Annotated in this window: 10 protein-coding genes and 2 pseudogenes; 2 read left to right on the top strand and 10 right to left on the bottom strand. The window is 53.1% G+C overall.

The genetic code is table 11. The features are described 5' to 3' along the window. Positions 1 to 91: 91 nt before the first annotated feature. Positions 92 to 1,035: pseudogene (locus Q0908_RS05935) on the top strand (ISKra4 family transposase); the annotation flags it as partial. A gap of 274 nt (positions 1,036 to 1,309) precedes the next feature. On the opposite strand, the gene Q0908_RS05930 reads toward Q0908_RS05935, so the two are convergent. From Q0908_RS05930 to Q0908_RS05905, 6 genes and pseudogenes are all read right to left on the bottom strand, one after another. Further along, complete coding sequence (locus Q0908_RS05930) at positions 1,310 to 2,098, bottom strand: helix-turn-helix domain-containing protein (protein ID WP_299281827.1); 789 nt, start codon at positions 2,096 to 2,098, stop codon at positions 1,310 to 1,312. A 96-nt stretch (positions 2,099 to 2,194) separates the two neighbouring features. Continuing rightward, a complete protein-coding gene (locus Q0908_RS05925; protein WP_299281825.1) occupies positions 2,195 to 3,100 on the bottom strand; it encodes an AraC family transcriptional regulator in 906 nt (301 codons plus the stop codon). 519 nt (positions 3,101 to 3,619) lie between these two features. Then, complete coding sequence (locus Q0908_RS05920) at positions 3,620 to 8,152, bottom strand: Hint domain-containing protein (protein ID WP_299281823.1); 4,533 nt, start codon at positions 8,150 to 8,152, stop codon at positions 3,620 to 3,622. 831 nt (positions 8,153 to 8,983) lie between these two features. After that, positions 8,984 to 9,157, bottom strand: a complete 174-nt coding sequence (locus Q0908_RS05915; protein ID WP_299281846.1) for a WGR domain-containing protein — start codon at positions 9,155 to 9,157, stop codon at positions 8,984 to 8,986. After that, positions 9,152 to 9,438 (bottom strand): annotated as a pseudogene (locus Q0908_RS05910) (transposase); the annotation flags it as partial. The pseudogene Q0908_RS05910 and the gene Q0908_RS05915, both read right to left, overlap by 6 nt. Before the next feature lie 262 nt (positions 9,439 to 9,700). After that, positions 9,701 to 11,404 carry a peptide ABC transporter substrate-binding protein gene (locus tag Q0908_RS05905; RefSeq protein WP_299281821.1) on the bottom strand — a complete coding sequence of 568 codons (1,704 nt, stop codon included), beginning with the start codon at positions 11,402 to 11,404 and terminating at the stop codon, positions 9,701 to 9,703. Between the two features lie 253 nt (positions 11,405 to 11,657). Here Q0908_RS05905 and Q0908_RS05900 point away from each other — a divergent pair. Next, positions 11,658 to 12,772, top strand: a protein-coding gene (locus tag Q0908_RS05900; protein WP_299281819.1) for an IS3 family transposase whose coding sequence is annotated in 2 segments (ribosomal slippage) — positions 11,658 to 11,910 and positions 11,910 to 12,772 — 1,116 coding nt in all. Because the reading frame shifts where the segments join, the coding sequence is not laid out codon by codon here. 606 nt (positions 12,773 to 13,378) lie between these two features. On the opposite strand, the gene Q0908_RS05895 is transcribed toward Q0908_RS05900, so the two are convergent. From Q0908_RS05895 to Q0908_RS05880, 4 genes are read right to left on the bottom strand one after another with little or no spacing between them, the layout of a single operon-like run. Continuing rightward, positions 13,379 to 15,202 (bottom strand): TniQ family protein, encoded by a 1,824-nt coding sequence (locus Q0908_RS05895; protein WP_299281817.1) that lies wholly within the window; start codon positions 15,200 to 15,202, stop codon positions 13,379 to 13,381. Beyond that, the gene (locus Q0908_RS05890; RefSeq protein WP_299281816.1) at positions 15,199 to 16,197 is read right to left on the bottom strand and encodes a TniB family NTP-binding protein; all 999 of its coding nucleotides are present in this window, start codon (positions 16,195 to 16,197) and stop codon (positions 15,199 to 15,201) included. The genes Q0908_RS05895 and Q0908_RS05890 overlap by 4 nt, the downstream gene beginning before the upstream one ends. After that, a complete protein-coding gene (locus Q0908_RS05885; RefSeq protein ID WP_299281813.1) occupies positions 16,190 to 18,304 on the bottom strand; it encodes a Mu transposase C-terminal domain-containing protein in 2,115 nt (704 codons plus the stop codon). Before Q0908_RS05885 ends, Q0908_RS05890 begins: the two co-directional genes overlap by 8 nt. Then, positions 18,301 to 19,044: a TnsA endonuclease N-terminal domain-containing protein gene (locus Q0908_RS05880; RefSeq protein WP_299281812.1), complete on the bottom strand. Its 744-nt coding sequence runs from the start codon at positions 19,042 to 19,044 to the stop codon at positions 18,301 to 18,303. The genes Q0908_RS05885 and Q0908_RS05880 overlap by 4 nt, the downstream gene beginning before the upstream one ends. Positions 19,045 to 19,123: the final 79 nt, after the last annotated feature.

Here is a 19,123-nt window from a genome sequence, read left to right as displayed (position 1 = left end):
ACGACACTCAGCACTGGGCTGGAAAAGCCCTGTCGCTTTCGAACGGAAAGTGGCCTAAACGAGCACTTGGGGCGGCACAAAAACGGGACAAATCCATGCAGACACCAAGAGGCGCAATATCGGTCGACTTCGCCGTGCGCCGGACGAGTTTGGTTCTGAGAACTTGGGGCTTCCGCTTGACGACGCAAAGACAGTGTTGAGGCGCTTGCAGGAAGCGATTGTGCAAGATCAGGTCGGTGAAGCAATAGAGGCTCGCCGGAAATGCGATGCCTGTGACAAACAACGCGCAATCCATGATGATTGAGGCCGTATTCTCGACACTCTTTTCGGGCGAATTCAGGTGACGTGGCCAAGGCTTCGACGCTGTCGTTGCCAACCGGTCGGGATCGCAAAATCTGGACCGCAATCACCACTTGCCGGGCTTTTCTCTGACCGTGCGACTGCCGAACTTCGGCACCTGCAGGCTGAATTGGGAGCGAGGTACTCGTTTCGGGGAGCCGCTCGATTGATCGAAATGTTCCCGCCCTGTTCGGCTCAGTCGAACAGACTGTTCGAAACCGCTTGGGTCGCGTCGCCGACGAACTCGACCATAAGCACTCAAGCCGATCACACGCAGATACAATCGTGCGGCCAGCGCCACTGACCGTTTTCCTGCATGGTGCGCACATTCGTTGTCGACCTGGATACCAGAAACGTCACCTTGATGTTGTAGTCGGCAAGACTGAAAGCTCCAATATGAGCCGGCGGCTTAGCCTCGTGCAGCAAGCCGCCGGTTCTTCTAAAAACAGCAGCTCCGACATGACCTGATCGCGCAGGGCTGGGACGGTCAGCGCAAAGTGACCGTGATCTCAGATGGCGAACCTGCACTGCCGAATTTGTAAGGCGTGCCGTTTGAGGGCTGCGTTGATGACATCGGCAACACCCGCATGGGCAAAAAACGTCGTAGGAGGTGGTCCTCACGAAGGTGCTCATCGCGTCGCAATCACCGGACCAGCGGCCCTCGACGGTCGACTAACCGTCGCCCAGCTCGCAGCCTCATCACCAAGTTTTGCCCACTCCATTCGCTTCCAAAACTACCAAGCAAAGCATTTACAAATCTAGGAGCACCTCAACTCATAGGGCACATATGGTACGGGTCGAACATCCTCGGCATAGAAAATTGCAAGCCATCAGCAGGGAAGTATCCATCAAACCGTGGGAACTCCAACTCCACAGCACCCTAATGATCTGCTCTCTGACAAAGCGACTTATCTTCGTTTCAAAGAGGATATCCGAGATCAATCCATGGAAGCACACATATAGACGTAGCTCAGTCTTCCATCGCTCGAAGCATGGCGTCGACATTCTCAAAACCGGTCTGCTCCACCACCGTTTCCAAGGATAATTCCCCACCATCAATTAGTGCTTGGGCACGTAGCTTGCGCGTGCGGGCGATATACTGCTCCGGGCTCATAGCGACCTCCCTAAAAAACTGATGCTGAAAGCTGGAATGATCCATGGAAACTTTGTCTGCCAAGTCTTGAACTCGGAGATTTGCGTCAGAAATTTTATAATGAATGTCGCGCAAAGCGACCAAGATCAACATCATTTTTCGGTCCCGCCTGGCAGGTCGCGAGATCCGTCGACAATCATCAGATATTGGGCGAAACTTTTCAACCGCCCTTGAAATAACGCTCAATATGAAAGATTCGACTGTCCTCCTGACCGATAATTCGTCACTTTCGTGTTTTTGTTTTAGGTAATTTATGGCAGCCATTCCTGCAATTGAAACGCTGTCATCTACAACATAGGTGTTCTGAAAATTAAATAACCTTTGATCATTACGCAATGATCCAAAGTATTTCTCATCAATTTTTCCATCGATTTCAAGAATACATCGTAGCGCGTGATTATCGCACCTAATCCGACTAAATGTTCCACGTGGAAAATAGGCAAATGACCGTGCGGGTATTAGTACTGCGTGTTTGCGCCCAGAATTAAGCGCAGAAATTACAAATAGCGGTAAAAAATTCACATCTATGACGGCATTGTCTAAATCGAAAACTGCATCTACCGGTCCTGCTGGAAGAGCGACAATGCGCGCAGTTTTTGTCTTCAATTCGTGTTGAACCTGTGGAACACGTCTGTGGACCTTACGGTCATCAGAAGAATTGAAAGACGATGTACTACTTTGCATTAACCCAGGTGCCGATATCTAGTATCTTGATCTTCGCAATTGACCTGGTGATGCTCCGAAACGGGCACTCAAGGCCGTCGTCAAATGAGATTGGCTGGAAAATGCGCAAGCATAGGAAATCTCACTAATGGACAGGCGCGAATGTAGGATGAGATCCTTGGCATACTTTAATCGCTCTTCTTTGATAAAGGCGTAGGGTGTACACCCATATGCCTCTTTAAACACTTCAGAGTAATGACAACTTGATATACCAGCAACGTTCGCCATGTCTGAAATTCTTAGGTCGCGATTAGACAAGTTTTCAAAGGCGTATTCAATTGAGGTCTTTAGGCGATCCTTGCTGTGCTGATGAATCCAACTCTGCGCTGTTGACATCTCTCGGTTCAAATTTGCCGCGCTAGCCAAATTTACAAACCGTGCTGAAATACCCAGTATTATAGCCTCGCACATCAACTTGTCCGCAGGCGTTCCGGCATCGCGGTTTGACAAGTGGTGCAGGCCTAGCCGGGCCAAATCGGCAGCCGGCATATCCAATTGATATGGGTTGCGTTCTTCGAATGGAACCAGTTCGGTAAGCCCTGCTTCTTCTTTCCAGTTACGTATGGTCTGATCCCCAATTTCGATAAGGTACTCAGGAACCTTGTTTTCACACTGCAACTTCAGCGTAGAGCTTTTGGGAAAGTACCCCATTGACCCCGATGCAATCGAAAATTCTGACATCTTGTCTGAATTGAACGCCATATTCACGCGATTTGAGTTCAAAGCAATGTTGATCGTGTGCGACGCACGGCGTGCAACGATATCAACTTTGCCTGCTGGCAGGCATAGCATTCTGACGTCACCAACGGTTACTTCTCTCTCAAGCGGTGGCCAGCTTTCAAAATCTAGCTTTATCTCACCCCGATTCAATAAATGTAGACCCATCCCTTACCCCTTGCAAACAATCAAGCCCTCCCCCGGACTGTAAACCAAAGTATACACTAAAAATGTCAATTTAACCCAACAATAAATGTGTCGAAATTGTGGCGGCATGCTGGCTGGCACTGATCTGCCCTCCGAGCTATCTTCAGTTTGACCTCGCGTGTTCTTAACCTAACTACCCTTGCGGAAACGTGTCTGCTTGCAATGGGTTATCCGCCCTGTGGCTATACAAGGGGTGCAGTATGTGGGGTCCTTGGAAAATCCCTGCTCGTTCGCAGCTCGCAAATCCGTTGGGAGCGTTTGGTGGCGACGTCGTGGCTGTGGAACCAATATGGTGTCCCATTATGATTCGGGCTTCAATCTCTCGTCGTGCTGCGCGAACCGCCGGTCACGCACCATCGCTACGACTGGCATTCTGTCAGCATCCGGCAGTCAGGGCCCTTTTCAGCCCGACCGGAGATACGTTCTGAAGTTTATACGCGCTCGTATGGTAAATAAGGCGCTCAAAACGCGGAACCCGCTTCAAACGATCGCAGTCACGCCGAACAGCTGAACTTCGGGTTGTGCTCTACCTTGCCTCTCCTTCGCAGATTGGACCGCAAGCAACTTGCCTTCACGTGAAGTGAGTTCGCTGCGGGCCAAACCGCCGTACGCAATGTGATCTGGTTGTGTTCTCAGGTCTGGCATCACGCTCAGGAGGCGATCACGATCCGCGACGGAGAGCGCAGCCATGGCTTGCTGGCCCGGATAGAAGCTTTCGGTTTGGTATCCATTGGCAAAGATCACCTGATGGTTTTCAAACATAACATGCCAATATTCGACCCATGGCGCTGTTTGGCGTTTGACACGAACGCCGTCGATCAGATCCTTGGCTGCGACAAATACTTCCAACTCGCCGAACATCAGCTCGATTTCCGGTCCGCGCACCAACATGCGGTGCTGCGGTGACACCGTGATAGCCTGGGTGCTGCCGAACGAGCCGGGCGCAAAGTAAATCGGCGCGTTGTGCCACCGCGCGCGCACTCGGCGGCATCCGATCCAGACGATGGGCTGAATTCCCCGATCAACAGTCTGAACCCGATCCCCGACCCGAAGATCCTGCACCGGAGTGATGCCATTTACGGTCAGAATGGCTGTATCGCGTGCAAAACAAACGACCCCGGCTGATATCAGATCTTCGATCTGATCACTTGCATCATTGGTGCGAACTGTACCCGCCGGAACGACGACAGACGTGCCGTCGGGGAATGTCAGAGTTTGGCTGCCTCCCGGAAAGCCTGCTTCAGGGGCATTGTTGGTGACGACGACTTCCCCGGGCCGCACCGGTTGGCCTGAAAATTTCGCCAGCGCACTCGCTACTGCGGTGACATCCAAAACGTCTTGTCCCAGGACAAAATCGGAAATCGAATTGGCACCGGCTCCATCGGCGAGGACAAACGTATCCGCGCCTGAGCCACCTACCGCCTTATCAACACCCGTCCCAAAGGTAATAACGTCATCGCCAGCGCCGCCGTCAATGGTATCGTCACCGGCCCCGCCGGCCAGTGTATCATCCCCGTCTCGTCCATCGATTTCGTCGTTATCCGCGCCGCCATCGAAGTCGTCATTGTCCAGTCCGCCACGGATAGTGTCGCTGCCTGCTCCACCCGACACGGTGTCTTGGCCGCCGGTGGACGCAAACGAGTCGTTCCCATCGCCCAATTCAACGGAGTCGGTTTGGCTCCCCAGAACGACCGAGTCGTTGCCGGTTCCAGCATCGACAACATTGGTTCCCCGCGTGTCGACGTCGCCGCCGCTGATAGTGTCGTCACCCGCGCCACCGAACAATGTATTATTGAAGGTCGTAGCGGTCCCCGAAAAGCCGATGTCCAGACGATCATTACCATCGCCGCCATCCATGAAGTTCGAACCAACAAAGCCAACAAGTCGATCATCGCCAGCGCCACCAAGGAGCGTGTCATCTCCCGCTCCACCAGAAATGGCGTCGTTGCCTTCGTCGCCCGAAAGAAGATCATTGCCGTCGCCGCCGCTGATTGCGTCATCGTCCAGCCCGCCCGAGATTGTGTCGTCGCCTTCGTTGCCGGCAAGTTCATCAAAACCGATCCCTCCGACCAGGCTGTCCTGCCCTGCGCCGCCGCTGAGCGAATCCCCGAAATCGCCCGCCACCAGCGTATCGTCACCGTCGTCGCCCTCGACATAACTGAAGCCATTGCCCCCGACGAAACTGTCATTGCCCTCACCAAGTTCGGCGACGAGTTCAGCGTCGTTGGGATCGTCGACGTTGCCGGCGTTCACAACGTCGTCCCCGTCACCCATTAGGACATAGTCGTATCCATTACCGCCGAAGTAGGTGTCGTTGCCAGCACCGCCAAGGACAGAGTCATCGCCGTCGCCGCCGCGCAATTCGTCATTTCCCGCGCCACCTTCCAGCGTGTCGTTCCCGGCACCACCCAAAAGGGTGTCATTGCCGTCAAGCCCCTGAATGCTGTCGTCGCCAGCGCCACCATCGAGGAGGTTGGAATTCGGAGCAAGCGAAGATGATCCACTCGTACCGACAAGAGTGTCATCGCCACTACCACCGGTCGCTTGGCTGAATTGTATCGCCCGACCCGAAATTGTCGTGGCCCCGTCACTTTGAGAAACATCGCCTGTTTCCAGATTGACGTTAAGGTCATCGGTGATCGCGCCGAAGTTCAGGCGATCATCGCCAGATTGCCCGACAAAATTTATATTTGCATTGCCTGCGTTGACAACGTCATTGCCGCTTCCAAGTTGGATTTCCAGAACGTCATCGGCAGGGTCCACATTGATGTTGACCGTGTCCGACGCATTTCCAAGCTGAACGACTTCTATTTCTTCAAATGTCTCTTGACCGCTCCCACCGTGTGTAACCGTGCCGCTTTCTGCGCCTGAGATATCCACGACAACGCTTGGCGAGCCGGCATATATAAGGCGGTCAATATCAGCAGGATCACTCTCACCGCCGATGATGACATCGCTTTCCAAGCGCCTCGAAGACCCCAACTGGCTGATGATTCTGTCGCTACCGTCACCGCCCAGAATGGTGTCTGTGCCTTGACCGCCTCTCAGCGTGTCAATACCTGCGCCACCGATGATCAGATCATCGCCGCTCCCGCCATCGAGGGTATCGCCGCCATCACCGCCGTCCAATGTATTCGCCCCGGAGTCGCCGGTGATGTTGTCTCGCTGCGCAGTGCCTATGACATGTTCAATGTTCGCAACGCTCGCCGTCGCCGGCCTTCCAAACTGGGCAGAAACATTGCCGTCATCAAGATTAACATTGACGCCAAAGGAACCCGAGAAGGTTGCGTTTTCGAACGAAAGGACGTCGATACCGTCGCCCCCATCAATTGTTCCCTCTGTATTTACGGCAAGGATCGTATCGTTACCGGCCCCGCCCGAGACATCGTTTTGACCAGTTCCGCCGCTCAGCAGATCATCATCATCGCCCCCGTCCAGCACATCATCGCCGGCACCACCGTCTAAGGTGTCGTTCCCGGCCCCGCCCGACAACGTGTCGTCACCGTCCAGCCCGATCAGAACATTGGCACCCTCGTCACCCGTCAGACTGTCATCGCCCGTACCGCCCGTGGCATTCTCAAAGTTGGTAACGCTGGCGGAAGGACCACCTACCACACCGCGCCCAACAGCGGTGCCAGCCTCGAGGTCGACGTCCACATCGAAGGACACAGCATCAAACGACACGAGGTCCGTATCGTTTCCTCCGTCAAAGTTACCTTCTGTCGTCGTGGCAAACAGCGTGTCATCGCCCTCTCTAAAGCGAATGTCAGACGAACCGGTCGCGCCGTTTGTTGCAGTGCGATAGTCCGCGCTGTCATCACCACCCGCGAGATCAATCTGTTCGATTTCGTCGAAAGTATCGGTGTCGATCTGAGCGCCGGTGACGGTGCCGTCTTCGGAATTGCTGAAAATGACGCTCAGCCCGGTGCCGTCGCTGTACACCAAACGGTCTCTATCATCGGTGTCACCATCACTGCCCGAGATCAGGTCGTTGCCAGCACGCCCGGTAAACAGGTCATCGCCAGCTCCGCCCCGACTGACATCGTCGCCGTCACCGCCGCGAATTGTATCATTCCCATCGCCACCTATGGCGGTATCGTTGCCAGTCCCACCCGTAAAGGAGTCGTTGCCGTCGCCACCTTCGGTCGAGTCATCGCCTGCGCCGCCGGAAATCGTATCGTCGCCGCCACCTCCGAAAATGGTGTCGTTGTCGTTGAGTCCGGATATAAAGTCGTCACCAGCGCCACCATCGACGAGGTCATTTCCGCTCCCGGCAAGTAGCCTGTCGCTGCCAACGCCACCAAGCAGCGTATCATCACCAATTCCGGCGTTGATTGTATCATCGCCGCCGCCGCCTTCGAGCGAGTCATTGTCGCCGCCGGCTGTGATGACGTCATTCCCATCGCCACCCAGAATGGTGTCATCGCCCGTGCCGCCATCCAGTTTGTCGGCTCCACTGCCACCGGCAAGGGAATCATTCCCCGCAAAGCCGCTCGCGGTGACGCCTTGGGTTGTCGCACTTGCGTCTAGTACATCAGCGGTGCCGGACCCGGTGACGTTTTCGACATTTGTAACGGTGCCGCTCCCGCCAACGCCCCCGCTGAAATTTGCCGTTGTGTCATCTGCCCAGACATAATTGACCCCAGACGTATTGCTGGGGTCGCTGAAGTTAATACTGTCGTCGCCGGTGCCGCCATCAATGCTGCGTGTTCCCGCGGTGCCCGCGACAATGATGGTATCAGCATCGGCCCCACCCAATACGATATCTCCATCAGAAGATGTCCAAATCTCGTCGTTGCCGTCACCCCCATCCAGAAGGTTTGCGCCCGGTCCGCCGTTGAGGGTATCGTTTCCCGCATTGCCGCGCAGCGTATCGTTGCCGCCTTGTCCCAGAATTGAATCGTTGCCGTCAGCGCCGGTGATCGAGTCGTCACCGCTCAGCCCGGTGATCGTGTCGTCATCGGCTGTTCCAACCAAGGTATCGTTGCTTGAGGTGCCTGTGATATTGGCCATGTTTTGCTGCTTCTTTGTACGTCAAGTGCGGCGTGAACCTTCAACACTTGGGAGATGAAAAAACTGAACGCCGAGAACCCCCAATGACCGGCATTGAAGGGAATTGATGAGTGGCGATAAGATGTGATCAGGCGAACAGATGTGTTCCTGGCCATCTTAGCGGTCGCAAGAACATTATGATCTTGCGCAACATGTCATCCGTGGTTCGTAACAAGTTCAAGCCGAAACAGGGTGCTTGCTTCACGTCACTCGAAACGGAATGCACGAGAAGGATGAACTGAAAAGCAGACGCCTGCTTGCATTGATTGTTCGCTAGTTTTGCCGGGCAACGCAACGCAGTCCCAGAGCTACACGACCCAACCCGGCCTTGGTCGGATGCCTGCGCCCAAGGTGCCTCATCAGTCGCGTTTGGCGAATCACGAACAGAATGAGTGCCCGTCGAATAGCTCAGTAAATTCATGTTTCACTCCAACATTACTGCGCGATATTACTCGCGGCCTGGTAGAGCCACCTCCCCCAGAATTTTAAGCCAGAAAACCGCGGCAGGCGTTTTCCTCTTTTAAAGCAGCCATGGCCTGTGAATTTCAGCTCAATCGCATTTCGTGCTATCCCGATGTCGCCCCATCCATCTTTCAGATTCTTCGGAAACTGTTTTGGAATACTTGGAACTGACGGCCCTTGTCGCCGACCCGTCGCATGCGGTTCCTGCTGTGGCACTGACATCGCCAATCCCGCCTGGCAGTACAGATTGAACGCGTGACCAATGCGAGTTACCAACTCAAGATGTTCCAACAAAAATAAGGACACACCTGCCTGATCGCTGGCTGTAACTTACCCGCGGCGACACTTCCGGCGCTCCAGATCAGCGCATGCCTCAGTCGCATGTGCTGCGTCGGGATATGTGCTGGACATGGAGCATCCACCCGTCCCAATTCGACCCCAGCACCGCACAACCGCAACCTCACCAAACAGTGTCGGTTGACGTGCAATGCCCTTTTTTCCCATACTGGTCGCTCTCCGGTGGGCCCTCAAATACGTCGCATCAATCATCCCGGTTTTCTGTTCGCCGTGTTTGGCGGCCAGACCCGTCAACATTTGGGCGAAGATGCCCTTGTCGCTCCACCGTTTTCAACGGTTGTAGAGCGCCTTTGGGGGGCATAGGCGGCAGGGGCGTTTACCAACCGCAAGCCATTGGGATTGATGAAGATAATCTCGCTCAATACACGCTTGTCATCGACGGGTGGCTTGCCGTGGGGCTCTGGGAAAAAGGGGGGCCGACGCGCCATCTGCGCGTCGCTCAATCAGACAAGATCAGACATGGTCACCACTCGGTTTTCGAACCGTGAATCACGCACCTACACGAAAATCAATGGGTCCTGACTCTAGGGAGGACTCCCCGTATTTGCCATCGGCAACCTCACGCCTAATGAGTTCGTAGTCCAATTGATATCGCACGAGAAATCCTCATGCGGGTCGCACTAAATACGCGATCTTACGAAAAGCGTTTCCGAATTATATTGCTTACAGATGCTAAGCGAAGTGTTCGGCTCAGCGTCTGTACCAGTCCGCGATATTCCAAAGTTCGCTATCCCAGACATTTAGTTCAACTCCACCAAGCGAATTTCCATGAGCTGAAAGTCTACCGCGCTGTACTAGTGGTATAATTCCGCCATTTTGGACAAAAAGATCATTGAGTTCTTTGGCGATTTCAGCCCGTGCATCGCGATCTACCGTATCCACATAAGTCTGGTAAAGAGTGTCATACTCCGTCATGCAAAAACGGGTGACGTTTCGAGCCTGCCAATTGTTCTCTGGTCTTGGGGCCTCGTCACACAGTGCGTTTGCTAGGTAGAATTGCGGATCTGTTCCTGCGAACGTATTTGCATACATTTCAACATCAGCATAAAATTTTCGAGTCGTATCAGGTGAACTGGGATCAGAGCTAAAGTAAACACTGGCGTTAATTGTGCGGAGTTCCGTTTCGATACCGATTTCGGCCCACCACTGTTTTATAAGCGATTGAAAATCTCTTCGAACTTGGTTTTCTGACGTTTGGAATAGTAGTTTGAGGGGCTCGCCATTAAATTCGCGCACCCCATCACCATCAGTATCAATTATCCCAGCGTCGTCGAGCAGCCGGTTTGCCGCTGGTATGTCTTGTTTATCGCAACTTAGTGTTGTGGAATTGAATGCTTCAGGTGCAGCCAGCCAATTGCAAGTCACCTTACCAGCTGTACCATATCCTGTGTCGACCAGAATGTTTCGATCAATGGCAAGCGACATCGCTTTATAGACCGCTGGTTGATTAAGAAACGGATGTGGTTTGACGATTGACCGCTCCGTACGGTCCAGAGCTGGATCAGGATTGGTGTGATTTAGCATTAGGCGCTCCACCAATGGACCAAATCCTGCAACGATCTGTCCTTTTCCTTTTTCCCCCATCGCTCCAATAACATCTGGAGCCAGCTGCAAATTCCAAGCATAGTCGAATTCACCAGTTTCCAGAACTGCCCGTCCCGCGTCGATGGCGCTTCCACCCCCTTTAAATACAACCTTTGAGAACGCAGGTTTGCTTTTCTCACGATAATTTTCATTTGCAGATAAGATAATCAGATCGTTGGGCTGGAATTTCACAACTTCAAAGGCACCTGTACCGACGGGACCGAAGTTTGCAGTCGTACATCCCGCTGCACGATCTCCCAAGCAATCGGCAAACTGCGCCTTTTGAAGTATAGGCGTCTCCGCACCGACAAAGACACCATAAGGGTTCGGCATTGGTATTTTGAATTTTATCTCGACAGTTTGATCATCTGGCGTTTCGACTGAACTCACTTCGGAAAATTTATTGCTACGCGCACACCCAGAATCAGGGTGAGTACAGTATCTATAAGTAAATTCAACATCTGCGGACGTGAATTTTGTACCATCGGACCATTTTAGGTCATCCAAGATTTTCCAGGTAATAGACTTAAGGTCTTTTGAGATACCACCATTCTCAAGCGTAGGGACTGTTTCGACCAACCACGGAACTATTTGACCGTTGGCGTCATACCTTGCCAAAGGTTCGATAATCATCGACGATGCTTCAATGTCTTTGGTTCCTCCTGAAATATAAGGATTGAGAATAGAAGGTGCTTGCCAATACAAGATTTTTACTTCACCGTCCCGGCCGCGATCAGCTTCCGCAACGCTTATTTGGGCGCATATCCCGGTCAATGCCAATGAAAAAAAGACACTTTGCATGATCTTCATAGTCCCGGAATACCTTCTAATTAGCTTATATTGAGGGCGACGCTCCACCTAGCGACAGATTTTGAAGTGGTTTTCGGTTGTGAACTTTTGCTGCGCAGCAATTTATTACCAGCTTAACCCTCCGTCAACGGTATAGTAGCGTTGATCCTCCCTATCCAGTATCTAGCGCAATGACCTGCCCCCCAGAAACGTCCTCGTTTAAGGTTAGAGTTTTCCGCTAGATTTTCCTGAGCTGGGAGAGGAGCGGAAACGCATGAAAGCATCGAAGTTCACGGACGCGCAGAAGGCGTTCATCCTCAAACAGGGCGAAGACGGCATGACGGTTGCTGAGATCTGTCGCAAGGCTGGTATCAGTCAAGCGACCTATCATAACTGGAAGAAGAAATACGGTGGAATGGGCACGGATCAATTGAAGGAACTGAAGCGTCTACAGAAAGAGAACGAGCATTTGAGAAAGGCCGTATCGGATCTGACGCTGGACAAGCTGATCTTGGCGGAGGCCGCAAAGGGAAACTTCTAAGCCCCGCTCGTCGCCGTGCTTGCATTGATCGTGTTCGCGCTGAGCTGAATGTCTCGGAACGCCGCGCCTGCCGTGTTCTCAGGCAGCACCGATCTACGCAGCGGAGGATACCAGTTGGTCGTCCTGATGAAGAGTGGTTGCTGGCCGATATGATCGAGTTGACCCGACAATATGGCCGCTATGGCTATCGTCGGATCGCCGCGTTGCTGAGAGATGCTGGCTGGCATGTGAACGACAAGCGTGTCGAAAGGCTATGGCGGCGGGAGGGGCTGAAAGTGCCAATGAAACAACCGAAGAAGGGGCGGCTTTGGCTGAATGCCGGATCGTGCGTTCGATTGCGGCCAGAGCATCGCTATCATGTTTGGAGCTACGACTTCGTGCATTGCCGCACCGACGACGGGAAAGCGTTCCGCACGCTCAACATCATCGACGAATACAGCCGCGAATGCCTGGCGATCCGCGTTGACAGGAAGCTGAACTCGGGCAACGTCATCGATGTCTTGAGCGACCTGTTCATCTTGCGTGGCATCCCGTCGTTCATTCGCTCCGATAACGGCCCCGAGTTCGTTGCCCAGGCCGTGCAGGATTGGATCAAAGCGGTCGGTGCAAAGACTGCCTACATCGAACCGGGCAGTCCATGGGAGAACGGATATTGTGAAAGCTTCAATGCCAGGTTCCACGACGAGTTCTTGAACGGCGAGATCTTCTACAGTCTGCGCGAGGCTCAAATCCTGATCGAAGAATGGAGGAAACACTACAACACCAAACGACCCCACAGTGCTTTGGGCTACCGACCACCTGCGCCGGAAACCATCGTTCAGATGGACCAAAGGCCGATCATGCACTAACATTCAAACTGGACCACTCAAGTGGGGCTGATCACTGGGAGATGCTCGTATAGCTGTCATCTTCCACAAATCTGCACATGATCGCGGGCAACAGTAGCGACACAGAATACCGTTCACTGCAAAAGGTGCGCCATGTCCCTCCGTGGTCTTGAAGATCTCGACGTTTGCCGTGAGTAGCCCGGTCGGAGAAAACATGGGTAGAGAATTTGATGACTACGGGGATATCCCCACCCGTCACACCCCGTCCGACGATCTTGCAGCCAAAGGCGTCAAGATGGGACAAGTCAAATAACTCATCGTCGATCATAAGACTTTGATGTTTGAGCGGAATGTGCATTGGAACCGACTACCTGAACAAAGGCGATAGTTCCATCCCGCAGAGCATCGTCGGCACCTTTATGAGGTCAAACCGCACTCTTATGGGTTATCGACAAAAATATGACGAGTCACTATTGTTGCCCACTGCCGAACTGTAACTTATTGATATGTATGAACCAAAAATAGGCCAGAGTCATTGCGGGGGTCATTCGATTCACTAACTATGGTCACTCACGAGGTAAAAAGAAAACCGGCCAGGCCGGTCTTCGGATCGTTCTTTTATGAACCCTAAAGGAATTCTTCTGGCAGATCGCGCCTATGGTAAATGACGCTCATATTTCTTTTGACCGGAAGTGGCCCAAGACCAAGCTGCTTCAGTTGCCTGACGACGTAGGGTGGCTTGGTTGCCAACCGATGGCTAAGTCGACCAACTGTCTCATATTTGTTGAGGAACTGTTCAATCACTTCATGCCGGAACAAACGGATCGATTTTCTCGTACGGGGATGAAGGACCATTTCAGACTTCAGAAATCCGTTTGAAACGAGCCATGGTGTGGTCATACAGTTGATCCGCAGATACTTACGGAGCTCGTCGCTGCCAAGTCCGGGCAAGGGTGGTCCCTCTAACTCATCAAGAACCTCTTCTATGGCGATACATATCCCGCTCAGTCCAACCTTGCCTTTCAGCCTCCCGACAGTTTTTAACCGCCGATCCATAAGCAATTGTAGCACAATGCTAATACTCGTTTTGCATGAAGTCTGAACAGAGTTGATGGTGAGCATACCCTTTGGGATGGCATTCAAAGTAACAGCATTTTGGGTAACGTTCGCCACCAGAGTGTCGATCTCACATGGCAAATACCGGGGAGCCATCTCCGGGACAGCACCAAGCGGTTTAAGATGGCCAGCCGAAACCAAACGCGAGAATGTTGACGAGCAGACGCCCAAGCGACGCGCAGCGGGCTTCAGTGTTATCGCGTTTCCAAATTTTTCGAGCCAGGCATCCCAGTCATCTGTTTTGACCCAAAGGTTTTTGTCAGGACGAGGAAGGTGTGACAAGCCCTTTTCTTCTCGCGCCGCCCCCAAGGCCTTTCTCATTCTCGGAAAAGGAACTTTGGCCCTTTCAGCAGCAGAAGAAATAGAGTGGACATGCCTTTTTTGCACTGGCTTGCCATAGACGATCTCGTCAGTCTCGCAGGGATAGTTCTGGACAACAAAATTGTGCATAGCATCGCACAACCGAGCGCAGCCTGGGCGGTGTTGGATCCGTTCTAGCCAACGGGAAAAGGGGAAGAAGTCGGCATAAAACCCGCCTTTGGAGGGTTTGGGTCGAAACTTTGCCAACTTTTGCATAAGATGGTTTGGCCCAGAGCATAAGGCTTTAAAGCCTAGAGAAGTCGCGGCAATCAGGGTCCTTTCATTAGTGATCTTTTGGCCCCGTGCGCTTAAACCCAGTGCCACCAGCCCCAGCTGCTCGCTCGCCCGGATGACGGTTGCTAAATCAAGACCATCGATCCAACGCGGCGACTTGGCCACGCTGCACTTCAACCGACTGGCCACATAGTCTTCGAAGTCGCCCGCCGTAATTCTCTCTTGGGAGCATGAGGCGGCATAAACCAAAGCGCGATTGTCTCTAACCCGTCCAGCATAGTCATGTTTGCAGCGTCCACGCTCGGGTGGCGGCAAATGCACCAGCGCTCGTTCATGGATTGGGCAAACCCTTACCCCTTCCATGTACCACCAGACAGGCGCTCCCGACTTCAGGGTGTTGTCGTCGCCATGCTTCGCATCGGCGACACAATTGGGACAGATACAAAGGGTATCAAAACGCATGAGTTTCGGTGCGATCCACTCATTGCCAATCCACTTCGACGTTGCTGACTCACCCGTTCTGTAGGTGGACTTGAGCAGCTTATCAGCATCAGTCTTCGCCAATTCGCAAAGAGCGGTAACGGCTTCTGGATTTCCTGTCCGAAACGCCTTCCACGAGATGCCCATATCATGAACCAGGTCCTGGACCCCGGCACAGCCGTTCCTTTCGGCAAGCCTCGAAGCCCAAGAAGTCGCCGTTTCACATTCTGAAGGCTCAACCCGAAGGGCCAGGCCGCTCATGCCGCAACCCCCGGCCCGATCAGGCTCGCCCCAGCTCCATCTAGGAGTTTGCGGGCGTCAATGGCGCGCCAGTCATCGGCCAAAATCGGATTGCCGACATGTGAGCACCCAGACCTTCGAGCAAAGGCTCGGGCAAATGCTTCCTTGTCCAATTCACTGGCCGCTCTCAAAAGAGCATCTTCAATTGCCGCAACGATCAGTTCGATCACCAATCCAAGCTCGCTCGCAGCAGCATGTATCAAGCGTCTTGCGAAGTTGCTGCTGCTTAGTTCACTGGCGTTCACCGATAGCCCGGCGATTTCCGAGTAATGAGAGACGATCCCTTTGATTTCTTTGGCATGAGTGGTTGCATCGATTGATGGAAACTCCACTGGCGTCAGCCGTCTGCTGAGTTGCGGGTCCATGTTTACCAAGGATTGCAGCTCATTCGTTCCTGATAAGATCAAACCGGTTGGCCAGTCCGGTCTTTGCATCAGTGACTTGAGTGTGTTGACGACTGCTTGGGATTCGCGATTGGCCTTCAAATTATAGAGGTGCTGGACCTCATCCAGGTGCAGGAACAGTACTTTTCGTTCGCTGAGAAGGGTCTGAACCTTGGACCAGATCACCGCACCAGTTCGGTCACGGTTCAAAGGATATCCCAAGCTCGTCAGACAATCATAGCCTACCGATTTCAATGTTGCCGGTGCTGGCACCAAAAAGCTGACCACGTCTGCTTGTTCCACATCGGGCCGTGGCAAATGCAAATCGGTGTGTTTTGCAAACAAGCGACGGATCGCTGTAGTTTTACCAGACCCGGATGCGCCTATTACGACGAGTCCCCTGGCTTCGGATTTAAGGCCTCCTTCGATCTCGGCTCGCCGACGGTAAAGCAAAAGATCAAACTCTTCGGCAAGGCGCAAATAGCGCTTATGTTTAACAAAGCGGGTACGAAGGTCGGCAACGACACGCCCGATTTCTCGGGCGCGTTCCAGTTCGGGTCGAGGCTCAGTCATCCTCGACCTCCCATCCCGACGCATCATCATCAGAACTTGCTGACTCTCCATCAATGACGTCCGGCTCACTCTTGGATGCGAGCAACGACCCAAAGGCGTGATCTTGAGTTTCGGTGCTCTCGACAACGACATTTCTCCAGGACTTGCCCTGGAAGAGGGTGTCTTCGAGGCTCTCAAGCGCTTCAGCATTCACAGCTTCGGCCCCGGGTAAGAGTTGGTCCAATCGGGATTGCACGCCCTCACGAATGCTTCTCAGAGCTTCGGAACGCAGCTCTTGAGCAAGTTTCGCTTCCTCTCGATGTTCACGGACGATCTTGGCAAATTCAGCCTTCCAAGCTTCTAAGCTGACGCCTTCAAAATTGGCATCACGCGCTGGCGCATCATGCCATAAGCCATCCTGCAGATACGCAACGCTACCGATATCTTCAGGATCAATGCGCACCCGGAATTTACGTTGGGAAGAATGCGCATAGTGCTTCCGTAGATTTTCAGACGTGTAAAAGTTGCTGAAGAGGCGCAAACCGTGTTTTGTCAATTTACGCTCAACTTCAATGCCAGTTGCGACACGCCGCGTCAGTCGGTCCGGTGGGTTGGGAACAAACCTCTCCCTTGTAAGCTCTTTCCATCTTGCGGCAGGTGTCTGGCCTTGCAGACCGGAATGCGGGGCGTGGTGATAGTAGTCGACAATCCATCGGATTATGATGCGTAGGAGATCGGCGTCATCCAGTACGGCGCGTGCATCCGCATCATAGTCGCCGCGATCCGTTACGTTGGAGAACGTCCTGCCCGGCAGAAGCGATGCAAACTTGGTCGCGAAGGTTCCAAATGTCCGCTCTACGGTCGCCCTAAGTTCTGGGACGCCCACCGGACCGAAATGTATATGTCCACCAAGGTCACTCACAGCCGTTTGAAATTCAGAGGACAAAAAAGCGGGCCCTGTATCGCATGAAACTGTGCATAGGCCTCCATGATGATACCATTCGGCCTGCGCACCGATTGCACGCGCAAACTCGTTTTTGTCCGAGACTGCCATCGCAAGCGTGCGAACCGCATCATAGGCAGAGGGGTTTTTGGCAATCCGAATACCGACTACGACCCTTGTCGCCACATCGACGGCCACACAAATCCAACGGCGGGTTTTGGGGAGAGCAGCGATTGCATCGGGCGGCAAGAGATCGATTATTCCTAGTCGGGTCAGAAATGTCCTGACGTCAACCTTCCATTCATCCAGTTCGATCCGCTGCATAGGGTACAGCTTGGTCAGACCTCCAGATGATGATGAAGCCAATGCACGGGCACGTTCTTTGCCAAGTCGCCCTGCATTTACAAAGAATGGGTCCAAACCCCTGATGTGGCGCAGAACTGTGGAGTAGCTGAAAGCTCGAAGTTCTGGTTGTCCCTTTAGAAAACGCGCGACATTCTCTTCGGTCACTTCATCCTGATGGCGTTCAAAGATTTCTTTCTTACTCGGCCGCTCAGCAGTCGCATATTTCAGAACAGATCGTCTGAGGAAATCCTGAGACTCATAGTCATAGTGGACCGGGCGACGTCCGAAGCTCCTCTTCGGCATGAAGGGGAGCATTGTTTGGCCCGTTTGCCTGTATTTACGGTATTTCCGGAGAAGCGTTGAGTTGGACGGCAACAGGTGGCTTTGAACCCTCGCGCCTCCGCGTGGCTTCTTTTCGACATTGGTTCTTTCAACATCCCTTTGGTGTACAAGAACAGCAAGCTTGGGGCGATTTTTCTCTAACCCCTCATGTGAGAGCGTTAGCTCTCCAGCCTCATGGAGTTCATCCATGGCACCAAAGACCACTCGCAGCCACGAAAGCCGCTCTTGATCCTCAAGTGAAAGCGCAGATGTCATAACCTCTGGGGATTTTGCTGCGTCAATCGGAGCCGCACTCTCTGCGAACCAGCCTTTTTCATATCGCCATCCTGAGCTCTGCCTCAATTTCTCTAGATCAGAGTAGCTAAAGACTGAACAAGCGTTGGAGCCATCGAGATGACGAAGACGAACAAAGTCGTCATTTTGACCATCTGGCCTGTAGATTGACTTATCGATTGTGATCCGATCGAAAGGCGAACATTCAAAGCGGGGAGCGGTCATTGTACCACCTCCCGGCTGACCAATGTCTTCGGTCCGATAAGTGCTTGCCTGCGCCAGTGTAGTAAGTTGCTGTACATCGCGCGTACGATGGCCGGGTATCCACGTTCAGCCAAACCAGAAACCTTGACGAGATCGGAAACTGTCATGCTGCCTTTAAGGGTTGAAATTACCTCGGCAAGTTGATCGTCGGCGTCTGGATCGATCTCCCGCTGGCAGTTCACGAATTGCTCGGCATTTTCGACCTGGGTTCGGGTGAAGTTTCGCTCGGTAAAGAGAAAAACCTCATCAGCGTAGTCAGGCACCAATCGCGATGCCGCATCGCTTATCTGTGCAATGACCTTTGGCTTTTTTGCTTGTTGCGAAGTCTTGACTTCAATTGCGATGCGGCGGCCATCACGCTTAGTGACTAAGTAATCAAAAGTGTATCTGCGCGTCCTGCCATCCGCATCAATATAGCGAAGCGTGAATGGCTGCTCTACGATATCAACAGTTTCTGCTTCCGCTAGTGCCATGAGGGCGAACGAGCGCTCGAGTGAGCTTTCGTATCCGATACGCATAAGGCGCTTGGCACCACGAATGCGGGCAACGATGATGCCGCGAGCACTGATAGCTGACCGCGACCGGATCTTGCGGCTTCCGCGAAGTTTCTGCGGTAGCTGAATTGGAACTGATCCCGTGGAAAGTTCGAAAATCGGGCCGGTCGGCCGAGTGGGTTCGGTATCTTCGATAACGGTGGTCATGACATTCTCCTTGATCATGAATTGGACACGCCGCTCGCTTCAAGGCCTGCAGCGCGCTTGACTTTTGGTTTGGTTCGGT

It is taken from the genome of uncultured Tateyamaria sp. (assembly GCF_947494755.1).
Classification (GTDB): domain Bacteria; phylum Pseudomonadota; class Alphaproteobacteria; order Rhodobacterales; family Rhodobacteraceae; genus Tateyamaria.
Note: the sequence above shows the minus strand (reverse complement) of the source record. Positions and strands in the feature narration are given on the sequence as shown.